Here is a 16979-nt window from a genome sequence, read left to right on the forward strand (position 1 = left end):
AGCCGCCCAATGTTGGTTGCGGGCGGCTCCGACTTCAAATCCTACACTGCGATTCTGGCCGCAGTATTGATCACGCCATTTCTTCGGCTTTTTCCTCAAAAGCCTGCTTATAGAGCGACTTCTTCGGCTTTTCGAAAACCCGCTTCAACATCGGTTCGAAAAACGCCAATGGCAGCGTTTCACCCTCTGCGTCGAACGCCGGTGCATCGTACTTCTGAATGAATTCCAGCGTCTGCGCGAAGTAGCGGTGCTCACGGTAGTTATCGCGGAGGTTGCGATCCATACCCAGGTAGTGGAAGAAGTAGTAACCCTGGAAAATCGCGTGATGCTTGATCATCCAGTGATTGGCCTCGCTGACGAAGGGCTCGAGGATCACCGCCGCAACATCGGCGTGGTTGTAGCTGCCCAGGGTGTCGCCGATATCGTGCAACAGCGCGCAGATCACATACTCCTCGTCTTTGCCATCGCGGTGGGCGAGGGTTGCGGTTTGCAGGCAGTGGGTCAGGCGGTCGACCGGGAAGCCGCCAAAGTCGCCTTCCAGCAGTTTCAGGTGGGCGATAACCCGGTCTGCGAGGCCCTGGGCAAACGGCCCAAAGGCGTCGGCGATGCACTTCCAGTCTTCGGCGCTACCCTGTTCCATATGGGTGAAAGTGGCCCGTGGCGAATTATTATTTTCCATTTTTTTACCTTGTCAGATGAATTTCGCAAACATTACTTGCGGTAGCTTGGATCGATACGGTCGAGTTTGCGCAATAGACCTGGCCATGCCAGCTTGCCGCCCTGGTTGCTGGTGACCTTGTTACCTTCACCGACGATCTTGTCGATGATCGGCTGCGGCACCGGGGTCAGCGGGCGGTTACCGGCGAGGGCGGCGACCTGGATTTCACAGGACTTCTGCAGGATAAACATCGCAAGGAAGGTATCTGCCACCGAAGGACCGCAGGTAAGCAGACCGTGGTTGCGCAGAATCATGTAATTTGCGCTGCCAAGGTCCCGAACCAGTCGCGCTTTCTCGTCTTCCCTTACCGCAATACCCTCGTAGTCGTGATAGGCCAGGTTGGAAAGCGGGAACAGCGATTGCTGTGACAGTGGTAGCAACCCTTCGCTGTGCGCAGCCACCGCAACCCCTTCCTCGGTGTGCGTGTGCATGACACATTGCGCATCTTCGCGGGCTTCATGGATACAGCTGTGAATGGTGAAGCCGGCCGGGTTTACCGGGAAAGGTGTGTCGTCGACTTTCTCGCCGTTGAGGTCGATCTTGACCAGGCTGGACGCGGTGATTTCTTCAAACAGGGCGCCAAAGGGGTTGATCAGGAAGTGGTGTTCCGGACCAGGGATCCGCGCTGACAGATGGGTAAATACAATTTCATCCCAACCGTGGAGTGCGATCAGTCGATAGGCTGCGGCCAGGTCTACCCGCAGCTGCCATTCTTCAGCGCTCACTTTGCCTTCAAGAGACGGAATGGAATCCAGTGTCGCAGTCATGGGCTTTCTCCCGTATTTTGTTATTTTGCGTATTGGCTTTTAAGACAGAGCCATTTTAGGTACCGGCGCGTGCACAAGACTGTCAATTGGTTTACGTTTTCCCGGATGAAGTACTTTCGCAGCAGGAGGCAAACATGAATGAGTTATTGGTGAGTATTCAGGCCTGCCCGCTGCTGGCAGGTTTGGGAGATGAAGCCCGCCAGGCTCTCGCCAGTCTTTGCCGCAGTCGTACTTACTCTGCGGGCGAGATTATTTATCCGCCGGGATCGGTGCAGAGCAACCTGTGCATCATCGCCGATGGCCGCGTCCGCATTTGTTCCAGCAACGCCGGCGGCCGCGAGGCCATACTGGCGATTCTCGATGTGGGTGCCTGGTTCGGGGATACGGTTTTTTCCCCGGGGATGCCAAGGGTTTTCGGCGCCACCGCGCACAGCGATAGCCGGGTAGTGGAAATCCCGGGGGAGGGGCTGCGATCTTTGTTGCAGCGTTACCCGGAGGGCTACCCCACCATGCTGGATCAGGTCAGTCGCCGGCTCTGGTCTGCTATGTCAGTGATTCAGGACGATGTATTGCGGGGCACCGAGGCGCGCATTGGCAGGCGACTATTGTTTCTTGCGCAAATGCACAATCGTACGGGGACGGCGGGCGGTCAGTCAGTCAGTTTTGCACTTACCCGCGAACTGCTGGCGAACATGATGGGCATGACTCGCCAGGGGGTACACGGTGTGCTTAAAAACATTGAAAACCAGGGGTTGATCGAGTTCGCCTATGGGCGCGTGACCATTGCGGATCCCGCGCGCCTGCAGCGTTATGTCGACGGATTGGATTGACTCAACTTGCGTCTGCCAGCTTGGCATTTTCCTCGGTCGGGTTTGCCGGCTGGCAATCACTGGCTTTCACTACCCGTCGGCCATAGCTCACCAGCAGGAAGCCGATGGGGAACATAATCACGCCGTAAATGGCGGAGGGCACCGACATCTCACTGGAGTGCAGCAGGGTCAGGGTGACCATCAGGCCCAGGGTGCCATTCTTGATCCCCAGCTCGGTAGCAACGGCGAGCCCTTCGCGCTTGGTCAGCCCCGCCAGCTTTGCACACAGCAGTCCGGCTGCGATACCCAGCAGGTTCAGGGCAATGGCCGCAGGGCCAGCCTGTACCAGCAGCTCCAGAAAGCGATCGCGAATACCGTATACCAGCCCGACGACCAGGGCCGCCAGCACAAAGGCGCCGAACAGGCTTACTGCCCCCTCGGCCCGGGTTGCCAGTGCCGGTCTCCACGCCTTCACGAGCATGCCGATCGCCACGGGCAACAGGACGATGGCCGACAACATGATCACCGTCTTGGTAAACGGCAGCGCAATTTCCTGGCCGGTACCGAAGTAGGTCTGCAGTGCGTAGTTGGTAAAGATGGGCAGGGTCATGATGGTGATCATGCTGGCGGAAACCGTGAGCACAATAGACAGTGCCACATTGCCGCGGGCCAACAGGGTAAACAGGTTGGACGTGGTGCCGCCGGGGCAGGCGGCGATGATCACCAGACCGACGGCCATGGCCGGGGGCAGTGCCAGTGCCCAGGCGAGGGCAAATGCCGCCAGGGGCATAACCAGTATCTGCGCCAGTGTGCCGATGATCAGCCCGGCAGGCTTGACCGTGACTTGATGGAAGTCCCGGGCAGTGAGCGTCAATCCAATCCCGATCATGATGATAAACAGGGCGATTGGCAGTCCAATCGAGACGAGGGGGCCGGATTCCATAGGAACCTCCAGAAATTATTATTAGACGTGTTGTTTGTCCTGAGTCGCTGGATAAGGGGCCAGGCGCTCCGGATGCATCGCTATCACTATTCTAGTTAAGTGATTCTAGGTCGACTGATTCTAGATAGGCGCCGGTGGCGGGAATGTCAACTTTTTGACATTTGTGTGTGAGGGCGGCTGCTGCCGCCCTCTGGTGGGTTATCCCGGACTTGCTTTGCGGCTTGTCGGCAAATGCTGGGGTTACCAATGCAGGTCACTGCAGATGAAGGCTATAGCGCACCATGGTGTAGTCGCGGGGGTCGGACTTGCATGCGAACCCCAGCTCCCGGGCGACGTGGTCAATGGCGTTGTTGCCCGCGGATTCAATGGAGTAGATTTCTTCCAGGCCGTCGACCTTGGCGGCATCTACCAGCTCCTGCAGCAGATATTTGCCGAGGCCGGCATTCTGCCAGTCGTCAGCAACCACAACGGCGCACTCGCAAGCGCGACCGTCTGGATCGCAGGCGAAGTTGGCGACACCCACGGCGTGCTGGTTACCGGCTTCATCCTTGTAGAGAGCAATATATGCCTCGTGCTGTGGGTCGTTGTCGGTAAGAATTCTCATCAGCTGTTTACTGACTTGGCCAATGCCGCCGAGAAAGCGCATGCGGCTGGAGTCGGCGGACAGCCCCTCAATCAACTCACGTTCCAGATCGACGTCCGATGCCTGTACCGGGCGAATGACAACCTGGCGGCCGTCTCGCAGGGTATATCGACTGTGGTCCAGTGGGCTGTCACTGATGCCGATCTCATTCAGGTCGCCCTCATTGACGCCGCTTTCGAACCATTGGCTGCGTTGATTCATGGTCGTGCCAGACATAAGGCTATCCTCCCCGTTTGCCGCGACTCGAAGAATTTGTGTCACTCAATCTGCGGCCCTCGTATCGGTTTCGTGTCTGTATACAGAACCGAAAGTACAGAACCGAAAGTACAGCACCGAAACGTCGGTATTGCCGTTCACGTTTCCCCGAGTCCGGGTTCACGCTTGTTATTGCTAGTTCCCGGCTATAGCACCATCGGCAGCGATTCTACAGCCGCAGGGAAATCCTACGGTGGCGCCAGTGGCAGCCAAAGGTTCCACGGGGCTCGAAGGGGATTTCGGGCGAAATAGTGCCTGTGCGACACCATTGCAAATAAAACTGGGCAGTCTGACGCCCTGTGGTATAGTGCCGCGGCTGGCGCTAACGCCAGTTGCGTCATCTGTAGGCCGAGACTGTTTTCGGCTCATTTCTGGAACGCTGTACTCAACAGTGTGTCTGAACCTCCTCTACTGAATGCCGCACCGTGCCGAAGTGAAACTTTCGGCTACTGCCTTTGGCGGCGAATTTGAAGCTGACCCGTGGAACATGGGTTTTTCGATCTGTTCACAGCAGCACAGCTTCCCCCAAATTTTCTGACCGGATCTATTCCCTGACACTGGGTGCCGGAACCACAAACTCGCGAACTGCACAGTCGCTATTGCGCAGTCGCACATTCGTTAATTGAAGAAAGAAATTTATGTTGTTTGAAGATCTCGGCCTGGTGCCGGAAATTGCCCGCGCCGTTGCGGAACAGGGTTACACCAAGCCCACCCCGATTCAGGAGCAGGCGATCCCTGTGGTCATGCGCGGCGGTGATGTGATGGCGGCGGCGCAGACCGGTACCGGTAAAACCGCCGGCTTTACCCTGCCATTACTGCATCGCCTGAGCAGCGGCAAACGCGCCAGCAATAACCAGGTGCGGGCGCTGGTGTTGACGCCGACCCGCGAACTGGCGGCGCAGGTTTTTGATAATGTGCAGAGCTACAGCAAAAACCTGCCGTTGCGACACAGCTGTGTATTCGGTGGGGTGAAGATCAACCCACAAATGATGCGCCTGCGTGGCGGTGCCGACATCCTGGTAGCCACCCCGGGCCGCCTGCTGGATTTGTACAATCAGCGCGCGATCAAGTTTGATGCACTGGAAGTGCTGGTACTGGACGAAGCCGACCGCATGCTGGACATGGGCTTTATCCACGACATCAAAAAAATTCTGCGGGTACTGCCGGCCAAGCGCCAGAACCTGCTGTTCTCTGCGACTTTTTCTCCGGAAATCCGCGCCCTGGCCAAGGGGCTGGTGAATGATCCGGTAGAAATTGATGTAAGCCCGCGCAATACCACCACCCAGACGGTACTGCAGAAGCTGCACCCGGTAGACAAAGCGCGCAAGACCTCGTTGCTCAGTCACCTGATCAAGGAAAACGACTGGCATCAGGCCCTGGTCTTCAGCCGCACCAAACACGGTGCCAACCGCCTGGTGACCCAGCTGGAGAAGAGCAAGATTTCTGCCGCGGCCATTCACGGCAACAAGAGCCAGAATGCGCGCACCAAGGCCCTGGCCGATTTCAAATCCGGCAAGGTTCGTATTCTGGTGGCGACGGATATTGCCGCGCGCGGTATCGACATCGATCAGCTGCCCCAGGTAGTGAACTTTGATCTGCCCAATGTGCCGGAAGATTATGTGCACCGTATTGGCCGCACCGGCCGTGCCGGCGCCAGCGGTCGCGCGGTGTCTCTGGTTTCTGCGGATGAAATCAAGCAGCTGCGGGATATCGAGCGGCTGATCCAGAAGCCCATCGAGCGCGAAGAAATTGAGGGCTTTGAGCCGGATCACCAGTTACCCGAATCCGGAGGCAAGGTTGGCAAGGGCGCACAGGTGCGTCGCGACGGTGCCCCGCGCAAGAAGCCGGCCAACCGCCGCGGCGCTTCCGACGGACGGGATTCCGGAAACCGCTCCGGTAATAGCGAAGGTCGATCCGGCAATCGCTCGGGTAACCGCGGTAACAGCAACCGGCGCTCTGAAAACGATGCGCGCGGCAATCGTCAGGACGGAAATCGCAGTGGTAATCGCCAGGATGGCAATCGCAGTGGCAACGGCGACTCGCGCGGCAATCGCACTGGCGGCGCGGATCAACGTCCTCGCCAGCGTCGGGCCCGGCGCAGTGAAACGGCGTAATTTGACGCCCTGCTAGAAAATTTTTCCACAAAACGGCGAGCTTCCAGCTCGCCGTTTTTGTTGGTACTCACTTACCTGCCGCACTCGGCAGGGCCGCAATGGCGCCTTTCCCGGGGTACTGAATCGGGGCGCGGCACCGGTCCTGTTCATCTGCAGCTTCTCTCCGCCAGAGTTCCCGTCATATAGATTTCATGACTTGTTGGTATTAGTATTTCGCGGCAATGACAGCGTTGTCATTGTCGGGTGTGGTGAGATGCAATTCGCTTTATTTCTTGCTGCCACCGCTTTGCGCACCCGGAAAGGTGCGTGAATTCGAAGTACTTGAGGTTGTCCACAACCTCGTTTTAGGGACAGAGTTATGTATCGATCTATCCGTGCCAATGCGTCCGCATTGGTCCTGGCAGCTTCTGCCGTTTTTACTTCTGCTACTTCCGCACAGGCCAGCCAGGTGGATTGCACCGCAGTGCCTGATTGGGACTCGGCCAGCGCCTATGCCAGTGGCGCCCGGGTGGTGGAGAACCAGCAGCGGTATACCGCCAACTGGTGGAACCAGAACACACTGCCTTCCTCGCACCATGGGGAGTGGGGTGAGTGGACGCTGGATGGCGCCTGCTTGCCAGTATTTCACGCCGTGGACATCGACAAAGAGTTGCTGATTCGCGACCTGTCGGTGGTGGACTCGCAAGCGGCCATCAGTGGCGAGCTTTCCTGGGTGCATCTGATTGAACAGATGATGCCGCAGGAGAATCCGACCAACGCGGAAAAAGAAGCGTTTGTTCTGCACTGGCTCAACAGCTACCTCAACCAGCAGGTCATCAACGAGGACGTCGTGGCCACGCGCCCGCAGATACAGACGCTGTTTATCGAACCCTGGCGGGGTATGAGCTTTAGCCTGAGCCAGGGCACCAGCGATGCGCTGAATTTCGATATTCACCTGTTCCGTTTGCTGGCGATTGTCTACCGCCCGGACCTGCACACCCGGGATGCCAGTGGCCAGGTCACCAGTGGTGGTGAGGCGCGCTTTGTATTCAGCTTTAACCAGCCCAGCAGCGGTGGAACCCTGCCGGCCAAGGTCATCTTTGAGTACGGCCTGGAAGCCAATTCGGAAGAGGAGCTGCTGGCCTGGGCCGAGGGCTTCCACGCACTGGGTGCACTGGAGTTTGGTGAACAGTACAACCAGCAGCTGATCGCCTTGACCAACCGTTTTACCGGTAAAAATACCGTGCCACACAAGCCCAATGGCAATGCGTTGAACCAGCTGCGCACTAATGAGCTGCCCTTTGCGGATCCCTGGCAGCTGCGGGAGTTCAAACTCAGCGCGGAAACCGGCTTGCTGGAGCCCGCGACCGTCGCACAGACCCCGGCGGATGATGTGAACGGCACCCAGCTGTTCGCGGACTACGTCAACAGCGCGGAAGCCGAAATCCTCGATGGCAGCTATGTGGTACCGCTCCAGTTTGCCGGTGAGCCATTGCTGGGTGGTGCTTCCGATGCCGAGATCGGGCGATTTGCGCGGCCGGTAACTACCTGGAACGGACCCGGAATCCTGAATAATGAGGCGCGGCATATCGTCGGCCTGAATACCTGCAGCGGTTGCCACGGTACCGAGACCAACACCGAGTTTTCCCACGTGGTGGAGCGTGAAGTTGGGGAAGTCGCTGAGATTTCAGCGTTTATGAGCGGAGTCGTGATCAATTCGGCCACCGGGGAAGAGGAACCGTTTGCGGTTGAAGATCCGGTGAGCGGCGAACTGCGTCAATTCCACGAGCTGGATGATCGCAAAACCATTATGGACTGCCTGCTGGAGCGCTGCTTTGCCAGTGCAACTGATACTGTAACCGTGGCGGCGCGATCCTTGCGCAGTGCCGTTCCACAGGAAAGCACCGTGGCAGTAAAGAGTGCGGAGGCGATTGCGTTTGAAGCATTAATGGCGGAGCGCCGGGCGCGCGCGCATTGATCTGACGATCGAAGAGAAAAAGGCGGAGCACTGCTCCGCCTTTTTTAAGGTGGTTTTTAACTTTCTTGCTGGCTGGCGAGGTAATCCAGAGTCAGCTGGGTAATCGCTTTGGTGCCTACCTTGAGCGCGCTTTCGTCCACGTAGAAACGCGGCGAGTGATTGCTGGCGGCAGTGGCAGGGTTGGTGCCTTTTGGGGTGACACCCAGGAAATAGTAGAAACCGGGAACTTCATTGGCGAAGAATGAGAAGTCTTCAGCACCGGTAATTTTCGGAATCAGCATCACCTTGTCGTCACCGGCCGCGGCTTTAAGTGCAGGTACTGCAGCTTCGGTCAGCGCCGGGTTGTTACTGGTCACCGGGTAGCCTTCCAGAATTTCCACTTCCGCGGTAGCGCCGCTGCTCTCGGCAATTTTCTCCGCGGTGACTTTCAAGCGTTTAAAAATTTCCTGGCGATTATCCATATCGAAATTGCGAATGGTGCCATTCAGGAAGACGCTGTCGGGAATAATATTGTTGCGCACACCGCCGTCGATCTTGCCGAAGGACACCACCGCGGGTTCCTTGGTGATATCTATCTGACGGCTGACGAGGGTCTGGGTGCCCATCACAATCTGCGCGGCAGCGGTGATCGGATCGACACCGCCCCAGGGGCGGGAGCCGTGGGTCTGGCGACCTTTTACATTGATACGGAACTCGTCGGAGCTCGCCATCAGCGGCCCGGAACGGTAGCCGATCACGCCCGCCGGCAGGCTGGAGCTCACGTGCTGACCGAATGCCACGGCGGGTTTGTACTTCTTGAACAAGCCTTCTTTCAGCATCAGTTCCGCGCCGCCCTCTTCGCCATCAGGCGCGCCTTCTTCCGCGGGCTGGAAAATAAACAGCACATTGCCTGCCAGCTCATCACGCATATCCGCCAGCACCTGAGCGGCACCCATCAGCATGGCCACATGGGTGTCGTGACCACAGGCGTGCATCACACCCACTTGCTCGCCGTTGTATTCGGTCTTTGCCTTGGAGGCGAAGGGAATATCCACCTGCTCGGTAACCGGCAGTGCATCCATATCCGCGCGCAGCGCCACGGTAGGGCCGGGCTTTCCGCCCTTGAGCAAGCCGATCACCCCGGTGTGGGCAACACCGGTTTCCACTTCCATGCCGAGGGACTTCAGGTGTGCGGTGATGTATTTGGCGGTTTCGAATTCGCGGTTACCCAGCTCAGGATTCTGGTGCAGGTGGCGGCGCCATTCGATGACCTTGCTTTCGGTCTGTGCCAGTTGTTTGTCGGCATCCGCGGCTTGTGCCTGGAGGGCGGTGGCGGCGAGTGCGAGAGCGATTGTTAATGTTGTTTTTTTCACAAGAAATTCCTGTTTGCAGTGCATGGCCGATTGGCAGGTAACCATGCACTGCTGCAAGAATCAATCCTTGTGGGCAATGCTGCTCTTAACCCGCTCGGAGAAATCCGCTACACCCTGGTCAGTGCGCACCACTTTCTGGATGGTGCCATCTTCGTTGAAGTGCAGGTATTCGGCGGTGGAATAGCGCTGGCGCTTCTCGCAGCTGGACACCGGTGACTGCATCCAGCGGTGGTAAAACAGAATCCACTGTCCCTTGTATTCGACGATGGAGTGGTGGTTGTTGCTCTGGTTCTCCTGATCCATGAAGATACCCTTGTACTCCCAGGGCCCCAGCGGCGAGTCGGCCATGTAATAGGCGAGCTCACGGTTGTTTTCCGGCATGGTGAAATAATATTTGCCGTCGTGCTTGAAGACCCAGGGGCCTTCCATCTTCGGCTCGTGGCCACCCATATCCATCTTCTGGAAATCGCCCTGGATACTGCGCATATCCTCGGCCATCTCTACCACGTAGTAATCAAAGCTGGTGCCGTGAAAATACAGGTAAGCCTTGCCGTCGTCGTCCATAAACAAAGCCGGATCGTTGGCATAGGGGGTACGCCACAGGGGGGCATCGATGACATCTTTGAAGGGACCCGTGGGCGAGTCACTTTCGGCAATGCCAATGCCCATCCACTTGGTGCTCTTCTCCGGATTTACCCGATCCTTGTGACCGGTGCCCGCGGGAAATACCAGGTAGTATTTGCCATTCTTGTAGGCCGCATCCGGTGCCCAGGCATAGTTGTCGGCCCAACTGAGGTCGTCCACCGACAACACGGCACCGTGATCTTCCCAATCCACCAGATTGTCCGACGAAAACACATGCCAGTTTTTCATCCAGAAATCCTGCTGGCACTCCTCGTCGTGAGAGGTGTAGAGGTACATCTTGCCGTCGCTCCACACGTGGGCAGACGGGTCGGCGGTTTTGATGTCGCTGCCGAAATCGAGGGGGTTCTGGGCCTGGGTGGCGCTGGCGTTCACCAGAAAGGACAGCAGAGATGCCTTGAGGATGTTTCTTTTCATGCTCACTCCTTCACGGCAGCTTCGAAAGCTGCCTGACCGTTTGTTATTTTGGTCTGGCCGATTCTACTGAAGGAGCTGTTGAGATGCTAATGAAGCGCAGAAACTTAAATTGAAGGGAAAGTGGTGGGTAACCCTTTTTGAAAGCGTCGGCGACATGGACGTCGCCGACGCAGCGTACAGGGATGTATCCACAGCGGTTTCAAAAAGGGTTACCCAGCGCTTGCCCGCCACCGAGGGGCGAGCAGAGCACTTACATGGTGAAGTAAGTGGCCGCTCCGGGGCCAACCGGCAGGCCGGCTACAAACACCCAAAGGAAGAAGAGTGCGGTCCAGCCGATAAAGAAGAAGATCGAGTAAGGGATCATGGTCGCGATCAATGTGCCCATTCCCAGGTCTTTCTTGTAGCGGGTGGCGAAGGACACGATCAGGCCGAAGTAGCTCATCATCGGCGTGATGATGTTGGTCACCGAGTCGCCGATCCGGTAGGCGGCCTGGATTACTTCCGGCGCATAACCCAGCAGCATCAGCATGGGAACAAAGATCGGCGCGGTTACCGCCCACTGCGCCGAGGCACTGCCCAGGCTCAGGTTGACCACACCACACATCAGGATAAAGAAGAAGAACAGGATCGGGCCGGTGAGGCCGATGCTCTGCAGGGCTTCCGCACCCAGCACCGCAAAGATGGTGCCCAGATTGGTCATTTTGAAGAAGGCCACAAACTGCGCGGCGAAGAACACAAGCACGATATACATGCCCATGGTGCCCATGCTTTTTGACATGGCATCGATCACATCGCGGTCATTCTTCATGGTGCCCACCACCTTGCCGTAGACAAAGCCCGGTACCGCAAAGAACACCACAATCAGGGCGACAATGCCTTTCAGGAAGGGGGAGCCGGCTACGGCACCTGTCTCCTGATTTCGCAGTACACCCCACTCCGGCACGATGGTGAGTGCCAGCAAACCGCACACCGCAAGTACCGCGAGGCCGGCGTATTTCAGGCCGCGTTTCTCGGTGTCGGTCAGGGTGGTCATCTTGTCCTGTGACAGATCCACGGAAGCTTCGCTGCTGTCGTACTTGCCCAGTTTCGGTTCCACAATTGCCAGGGTCACCCAGCTACCCACAATGGTGATCAGGAAGGTGCTGACGATCATGAAGAACCAGTTCACCTCGGGCCCCACGACATAGGTGGGGTCGATCATGTGCGCGGCGGATTCGGTGATACCGGACAGCAGCGGATCCACGGTGCCGAGGAACAGGTTGGCACTGTAACCGCCGGATACCCCGGCAAAGGCCGCGGCCAGACCCGCCAGCGGGTGTCGGCCAAGGGAGTGGAAGATCATCGCCGCCATGGGGATCAGCACCACATAGCCGAGCTCGGAGGCGGTGTTGGAGATGATGCCGGCGAATACCACGATCACCGTAACGGTGCGTTTGGAGGCCTGCAGCACCATACCGCGCACCGCGGCAGACAGCAGCCCGGAGTGCTCGGCAATCCCCACACCCAGCAGGGCCACCAGTACCGTGCCCAGGGGCGCAAAACCGGTGAAGTTGGTGACAAGTGTTGTGACTATGGTCCTGAGACCTTCGCCAGAGAGCAGGTTGACCACATGGATAACGCCATCGGCAGCACGACCGGCAGCACCTTCGGGGCGGGGATCCGCCACTGACAGGCCAAAAAAGGACGCGATGCCACTGATCAGCACCACACCCACAGCAAACAGGGCGAACAGGGTAATGGGGTGGGGGAGCAGGTTACCCAGCCATTCCACCGTATCGAGGAAGCGGGTAAAGGCCGTTTTTTTCGTGGCGCCGGCGGGCTGGATGTCACTGGGGGATGTGGATGTTGTCATTATGTCTCCTGTGCGAGTGCCTGCCGGCTAAAAAGTGATCAAATAACGGGCAATCATACAGCAATAATGATGGCGGTGCCTTTGAGCGAAGGGTGCCAGTATTTCTAGTTGAATTTCATGGATTTTGGGCAATATTTGCCGAAAATACTGGGGGATCGAAGGGTATAGTGCCAGTGCGAAAGGGGCGGGGGGAGCGTTCAACATGCGCAGATGAAGGCCTGCAATGGGTTTGGCGGGCGCCCGCTGACGCCCGCTCAAACGCAAACCGGTTCAGATGTTGAGGGTCAGAATTTATAGCCGAGCCCCACCGAATAGACCCAGGGATCTATGTCGACATCGGTGGTGATACGGGTGGTGAAATCGCCACGGGAGCGGAAGTCGATCTTCGCCTTGGTATCGATATCCAGGTACCAGACCGCCGCATTGAACAGCCAGTTGCTGTCGCGACCGAACATGATGTCTACCCCCAGCTCGCCGGCGAGCCCCCAGGAGTCGTCCAGCTTCAGGTCCGCCGGGGTCAGAGCACCGAGCACGTCCTCGAAATACTCGTTGGCGACATTGCTGATATCTTCATCCATAAAGGTGGTGAAGTTCACACCGAAGCCGACATAGGGCTGCACCCAGGACTCTTTGCACACGGGGAACCACTGCACCGTGAGCGTCGGCGGCAGGTGCTCGATGCTGCCCAGGTCGACTTTGCCCAGCAGGTTGCCGGGGTTGTTCGGGTCCGGCAGGCCGGCAACGGCGAGGTCGTGTTCGAAGGGCAGTGCCGCCAGCAGTCCAAGACCGAAGTGGTCGGCAAACAGCCAGGTGGCGGTAATTGTGGCGCTATCACCGGAGTCTACGTAGACCCGGGTATCTTCCAGGAAGGTGCTGCCGTTGATCCGCAACCAGTCGGAATCGTCATCGGGGTCTACATAGCCCCAGCCGATACGGGCGATGAAGTCGCCCTGCTCGTAATCTGCCAGGCACTGGCTGGCGCCGAGGGTGGCCGCGAGAATCGCCGCAGCCAGGCTGATTGCTTTCATGCATTCGCTCCTTGAACTTCATGGCCGTGTGGCGCAACACTTTCAGTCTAGCCGGGGATGGAAAAGCGCAATATTTTTGCGTTTACTCTGGTGACAGGCCGAGTGCTGGTGATTTGGGGCTTGTTGGTCTCCGGGCGCATCGGGATAATGTGATCACAAATTTACTGGTGTGTTTTAGTGAGCAGTGGTGGAAAGATGAAAATAGGTGTTCTGAAAACCGACGATGTACGCCCGCAACTGGTGGCGGAATTCGGCGAGTACCCGGAGATGTTTGCGGACCTGCTGAAGCGTGAAGACCCATCTCTGGAGTTTGTGACCTATGAGGTGCAGCACGGCCACTATCCGGACGATATCGATGAGGTGGATGCCTACTTGATTACCGGCAGCAAAACCGGTGTCTACGATGACCAGCCTTGGATTGCGCCTTTGATGGCGTTTGTGCGCGAGTTGCACAAGCGCGAGAAGCCGACCCTGGGGATCTGTTTTGGCCACCAGTTGATTGCCCATGCGCTGGGTGGTGAGACGCGCAAGTCGGAGAAGGGCTGGGGTGTGGGGGTGCACAGTTACGAGGTGCAGGAGACGCCGGTGTGGATGGTGGAGCCTAAGGAGAACTTCAGCCTGTTGGTGAGCCATCAGGATCAGGTGGTGACACCGGCGCCGGGCACCAAGGTGATTGCTTCCAGCGATTTCTGCCCTTATGCGCTGCTGCAGGTTGGTGAGCACATGCTTACGATGCAGGCACATCCGGAGTTCACCAAGCCCTATTCACAGGGGCTGATGGAGCTGCGCAGAGAGGTGTTTGGTGAGGATATGGTGGAGAAGGGCAAGGATTCGCTTTCTAACGATATTCACACCAGTGCGGTGGCGCGGTGGATGCTGGCTTTTTTGAAGAGTGCTTCGTAGCTGGGGCGAAAGTTCTATTTGCATTATGTGGCGCCAAAGCACTGGGTGTAAGTTTTTGAAACCGCTGTGAATACATCCCTGTACGCTGCGTCGGCGACGTCCCTGTCGCCGACGCTTTCAAAAACTTACACCCAGCACTTTGGCTTCAGCCCACCTGCATTGCTTCGTTAGCGGAGATTATTTCCACTTGATATTGCAGCCGATCGACGGCGTCTGATCTTCTCCTGGCTCGTCCCCCGCCAGAACTTTATCCACAGCTGCGCGCAAATCCTTTCCATCCACCGGCTCATTATTCCCCGGTCGGCTGTCATCAAACTGCCCGCGATAGGCCAGCTTTCCATTCCCATCAAACAAGAAAAAGTCCGGGGTGCAGGCAGCGTCGAACGCTTTGGCCACAGACTGATCCTCGTCCACCAGATACGCAAAGCGATATCCCCGCGCGGCCACTTCTTTCTGCATTTTCTCCGGGCTGTCCTCCGGATAGCTGGCAAAGTCATTGCTGTTGATGGCGACGATGCCGAGGCCGGCGGGCAGGTACTGCTCGGCGAATTTGGAGAGTGCGGCGGCAATGTGTTTTACGAAGGGGCAGTGGTTGCAGATAAACATGACCAGCAGTGGCTTGCCCGCATAGTCGCTGCTGCTGACCAGGGCGCCGGTCGGATCCGGGAGTTTGAAGCTGGGCATGGACGTGCCCAGTGGAATCATGGTGGAGGGAGTGAGGGCCATTGGTTGCTCCTTTTCCGAGGCTAGAGATCAATTCTGTTATTTATTCAGCCGTGTCCGAGTGTACGGCTTTTGTAAGGCCATTTCAGGCCGCGGTTTCTTTTTGCCCTTCACTTCAAACTTTCGACGAGTGCCCGCAGGTAGCGTTCTACGTCAAATGACGCATACCCCTCGCTTCTGAATCTTGTTTCCATTGGCCTTAAATCCAACCTGCTGCCGGGAAAGAGTGAAAGATTTTCCGGGGCGAGAAGCTGTTGCCAGTGTTTCCATGAATCAACTCGCTATTCCCGAGCCCAGTGCGGCTGAAGCCGTTTCCGCAGGGCGCTGGCACGCGAACCTTGAGCTGCAGTTCGCGCGCGGGGCGCGTGGCTGCCGGCTGGCGCGCAATCGGCATTCCGGTCCCTTGTATGTGCAGAAGCCGTTCTTTCCAGAGGGGCGGGATCTGGCGCATGTGTACCTGCTGCATCCACCCGGTGGGCTGGTTTCCGGGGATCGGCTGGATATCCGTGTGGAGGTCCAGCAGGGCGCGGGTGCACTGGTGACGACCACCGGTGCGGGGCGTGTTTACCGGGCGCGGCAGGACGGCCTGTTGCAGAGCCAGAATACGACGCTGCGGGTCGAGGCCGGGGCGAGCCTGGAGTGGTTGCCGCTGGAGAATATTGCCTATCCGGGTGCCAATGGGGTTATGCACACGCGAGTGAATCTTGCACACGGGGCGCGGTTTGCAGGCTGGGAGGTTACGTCCCTCGGTTTGCCCGCCTGCGATGCCACCTTTGCCAGTGGCCAGTTATTACAGCGGTTGGAAATTTTTCGTGAGGGCATCCCGCTACTGGTGGAATCCCTGCGCTTGAGCGGTGAAGAAATTTTGCAATCACGCGCTGGATTGCAGGGGCTGCCGGTCAATGGACTGCTGGTGATGGGGCCGTTTGCGGAGGCACCTGAAGAGATTGTGCTGGAAGACTGCCGGGAAATTATCGCAGCGCATGACAAGCGCTGTGTGGCCGGTGTCACCCTGGTCGGCGAAATGCTCGCGGTGCGTGTGTTGGGGCGCTGCGCGTTTGAAGTGCGTGCACTGCTTACCGATGTGTGGGCGCGTCTGCGGTCGGAATGGCTGGGACGTGCGCCCTGTGCGCCGCGAATCTGGCGCACCTGATTTGTTTTGATATCTATAAATTGAAAAGGCACTGCAGGATTTTGCATGGAATTACTGCCGAGAGAAAAAGACAAGCTGCTGGTGTTTACCGCCGCACTGCTCGCTGAGCGCCGGCTGGCGCGTGGATTGAAATTGAATTATCCGGAGGCCGTGGCGCTGATCACCATGGAAATCATGGAAGGTGCGCGGGACGGCAAAAGTGTCGCGGAGCTGATGGGTTACGGCCGCGAGATATTGAATGCAGATCAGGTAATGGACGGCGTTCCCGAACTGGTTCGCGAAGTGCAGGTGGAGGCCACTTTTCCCGACGGTACCAAACTGGTGACCGTGCACAATCCCATCAGCTGAAGCGCTAATTAAAAAGGGTGTGAAATGATTCCCGGAGAAATTCAGGTCGCGTCAGACAGGGGCGATATCCAACTCAATCCCGGCCGTGAAACCCGCACCCTGCGGGTGGAAAATACCGGTGATCGCCCGGTACAGGTGGGCTCCCATTACCATTTTTACGAGGTCAATCCGGCGCTGCGGTTTGAGCGCGAACAGGCGCGGGGCTTTCACCTGAATATTGCCTCCGGTACCGCGGTGCGTTTCGAGCCCGGACAGGGGCGCGAGATCGAGCTGGTGGCTTACGCGGGCGCGCGCGAGGTGTACGGGTTTCGTGGTGAGGTCATGGGCCCACTGGACAAGGTCGGGGAGTGAGGGG

16 protein-coding genes are annotated in these 16979 nt (G+C 57.8%); 7 read left to right on the forward strand and 9 right to left on the reverse strand.

Going from position 1 to position 16979, the window contains the following annotated elements:
- Positions 1-70 precede the first annotated feature (70 nt).
- Both GRX76_RS05565 and GRX76_RS05570 read right to left on the reverse strand, forming a co-directional pair.
- Complete coding sequence (locus tag GRX76_RS05565; protein WP_160152402.1) at positions 71-679, reverse strand: HD domain-containing protein; 609 nt, start codon at positions 677-679, stop codon at positions 71-73.
- Positions 680-711: 32 nt separating this feature from the next.
- Positions 712-1485 carry a class II aldolase/adducin family protein gene (locus GRX76_RS05570; RefSeq protein WP_160152403.1) on the reverse strand — a complete coding sequence of 258 codons (774 nt, stop codon included), beginning with the start codon at positions 1483-1485 and terminating at the stop codon, positions 712-714.
- A 134-nt stretch (positions 1486-1619) separates the two neighbouring features.
- On the opposite strand from GRX76_RS05570, the gene GRX76_RS05575 reads away from it, so the two are divergent.
- Complete coding sequence (locus GRX76_RS05575) at positions 1620-2315, forward strand: Crp/Fnr family transcriptional regulator (protein WP_160152404.1); 696 nt, start codon at positions 1620-1622, stop codon at positions 2313-2315.
- Position 2316: 1 nt separating this feature from the next.
- On the opposite strand, the gene GRX76_RS05580 is transcribed toward GRX76_RS05575, so the two are convergent.
- Positions 2317-3237, reverse strand: coding sequence for a bile acid:sodium symporter family protein (locus GRX76_RS05580; protein WP_160152405.1), 921 nt, complete (start codon positions 3235-3237; stop codon positions 2317-2319).
- Positions 3238-3490: 253 nt separating this feature from the next.
- A complete protein-coding gene (locus GRX76_RS05585) occupies positions 3491-4096 on the reverse strand; it encodes a GNAT family N-acetyltransferase (RefSeq protein ID WP_160152406.1) in 606 nt (201 codons plus the stop codon).
- Positions 4097-4773: 677 nt separating this feature from the next.
- Between GRX76_RS05585 and GRX76_RS05590 the strand changes: the two genes are divergently transcribed.
- Together GRX76_RS05590 and GRX76_RS05595 are read left to right on the forward strand one after the other, a co-directional pair.
- Positions 4774-6249, forward strand: coding sequence for a DEAD/DEAH box helicase (locus GRX76_RS05590; RefSeq protein ID WP_160152407.1), 1476 nt, complete (start codon positions 4774-4776; stop codon positions 6247-6249).
- Positions 6250-6607: 358 nt separating this feature from the next.
- Positions 6608-8206: a hypothetical protein gene (locus tag GRX76_RS05595; RefSeq protein WP_160152408.1), complete on the forward strand. Its 1599-nt coding sequence runs from the start codon at positions 6608-6610 to the stop codon at positions 8204-8206.
- Positions 8207-8262: 56 nt separating this feature from the next.
- Here the strand turns inward: GRX76_RS05595 and GRX76_RS05600 are convergent, their stop codons facing one another.
- From GRX76_RS05600 to GRX76_RS05615, 4 genes are all read right to left on the reverse strand, one after another.
- The gene (locus GRX76_RS05600; RefSeq protein WP_160152409.1) at positions 8263-9558 is read right to left on the reverse strand and encodes a M20 family metallopeptidase; all 1296 of its coding nucleotides are present in this window, start codon (positions 9556-9558) and stop codon (positions 8263-8265) included.
- A 60-nt stretch (positions 9559-9618) separates the two neighbouring features.
- A complete protein-coding gene (locus tag GRX76_RS05605; RefSeq protein ID WP_160152410.1) occupies positions 9619-10617 on the reverse strand; it encodes a family 43 glycosylhydrolase in 999 nt (332 codons plus the stop codon).
- A gap of 250 nt (positions 10618-10867) precedes the next feature.
- Entirely contained in the window at positions 10868-12469 is a 1602-nt protein-coding gene (locus GRX76_RS05610) for an AbgT family transporter (protein ID WP_160152411.1), read from the reverse strand.
- A 284-nt stretch (positions 12470-12753) separates the two neighbouring features.
- On the reverse strand, positions 12754-13497 hold the full coding sequence (locus tag GRX76_RS05615) for an OmpW family protein (RefSeq protein ID WP_160152412.1): 744 nt from the start codon (positions 13495-13497) through the stop codon (positions 12754-12756).
- 195 nt (positions 13498-13692) lie between these two features.
- Between GRX76_RS05615 and GRX76_RS05620 the strand changes: the two genes are divergently transcribed.
- Entirely contained in the window at positions 13693-14400 is a 708-nt protein-coding gene (locus GRX76_RS05620; RefSeq protein WP_160152413.1) for a gamma-glutamyl-gamma-aminobutyrate hydrolase family protein, read from the forward strand.
- A 177-nt stretch (positions 14401-14577) separates the two neighbouring features.
- Here the strand turns inward: GRX76_RS05620 and GRX76_RS05625 are convergent, their stop codons facing one another.
- A complete protein-coding gene (locus tag GRX76_RS05625) occupies positions 14578-15126 on the reverse strand; it encodes a thioredoxin family protein (RefSeq protein ID WP_160152414.1) in 549 nt (182 codons plus the stop codon).
- Positions 15127-15391: 265 nt separating this feature from the next.
- Here GRX76_RS05625 and GRX76_RS05630 point away from each other — a divergent pair, with 265 nt between their 5' ends.
- The 3 genes from GRX76_RS05630 to GRX76_RS05640 are packed head-to-tail and all read left to right on the forward strand — an operon-like array spanning position 15392 to position 16975.
- Positions 15392-16276: an urease accessory protein UreD gene (locus GRX76_RS05630; protein WP_160152415.1), complete on the forward strand. Its 885-nt coding sequence runs from the start codon at positions 15392-15394 to the stop codon at positions 16274-16276.
- Between the two features lie 45 nt (positions 16277-16321).
- A complete protein-coding gene (locus tag GRX76_RS05635; protein ID WP_160152416.1) occupies positions 16322-16624 on the forward strand; it encodes an urease subunit gamma in 303 nt (100 codons plus the stop codon).
- Positions 16625-16648: 24 nt separating this feature from the next.
- The gene (locus tag GRX76_RS05640) at positions 16649-16975 is read left to right on the forward strand and encodes an urease subunit beta (protein WP_160152417.1); all 327 of its coding nucleotides are present in this window, start codon (positions 16649-16651) and stop codon (positions 16973-16975) included.
- The last annotated feature ends 4 nt before the right edge of the window (positions 16976-16979 follow it).

It is taken from the genome of Microbulbifer sp. ALW1 (assembly GCF_009903625.1).
GTDB lineage: Bacteria > Pseudomonadota > Gammaproteobacteria > Pseudomonadales > Cellvibrionaceae > Microbulbifer.

Bases quoted from the DNA above. Each gene is read 5' to 3' on its own strand.
- GRX76_RS05565 (WP_160152402.1), bottom strand. From the start codon at position 679: ATGGAAAATAATAATTCGCCACGGGCCACTTTCACCCATATGGAACAG.
- GRX76_RS05570 (WP_160152403.1), bottom strand. From the start codon at position 1,485: ATGACTGCGACACTGGATTCCATTCCGTCTCTTGAAGGCAAAGTGAGC.
- GRX76_RS05575 (WP_160152404.1), top strand. From the start codon at position 1,620: ATGAATGAGTTATTGGTGAGTATTCAGGCCTGCCCGCTGCTGGCAGGT.
- GRX76_RS05580 (WP_160152405.1), bottom strand. From the start codon at position 3,237: ATGGAATCCGGCCCCCTCGTCTCGATTGGACTGCCAATCGCCCTGTTT.
- GRX76_RS05585 (WP_160152406.1), bottom strand. From the start codon at position 4,096: ATGTCTGGCACGACCATGAATCAACGCAGCCAATGGTTCGAAAGCGGC.
- GRX76_RS05590 (WP_160152407.1), top strand. From the start codon at position 4,774: ATGTTGTTTGAAGATCTCGGCCTGGTGCCGGAAATTGCCCGCGCCGTT.
- GRX76_RS05595 (WP_160152408.1), top strand. From the start codon at position 6,608: ATGTATCGATCTATCCGTGCCAATGCGTCCGCATTGGTCCTGGCAGCT.
- GRX76_RS05605 (WP_160152410.1), bottom strand. From the start codon at position 10,617: ATGAAAAGAAACATCCTCAAGGCATCTCTGCTGTCCTTTCTGGTGAAC.
- GRX76_RS05610 (WP_160152411.1), bottom strand. From the start codon at position 12,469: ATGACAACATCCACATCCCCCAGTGACATCCAGCCCGCCGGCGCCACG.
- GRX76_RS05615 (WP_160152412.1), bottom strand. From the start codon at position 13,497: ATGAAAGCAATCAGCCTGGCTGCGGCGATTCTCGCGGCCACCCTCGGC.
- GRX76_RS05620 (WP_160152413.1), top strand. From the start codon at position 13,693: ATGAAAATAGGTGTTCTGAAAACCGACGATGTACGCCCGCAACTGGTG.
- GRX76_RS05625 (WP_160152414.1), bottom strand. From the start codon at position 15,126: ATGGCCCTCACTCCCTCCACCATGATTCCACTGGGCACGTCCATGCCC.
- GRX76_RS05630 (WP_160152415.1), top strand. From the start codon at position 15,392: ATGAATCAACTCGCTATTCCCGAGCCCAGTGCGGCTGAAGCCGTTTCC.
- GRX76_RS05635 (WP_160152416.1), top strand. From the start codon at position 16,322: ATGGAATTACTGCCGAGAGAAAAAGACAAGCTGCTGGTGTTTACCGCC.
- GRX76_RS05640 (WP_160152417.1), top strand. From the start codon at position 16,649: ATGATTCCCGGAGAAATTCAGGTCGCGTCAGACAGGGGCGATATCCAA.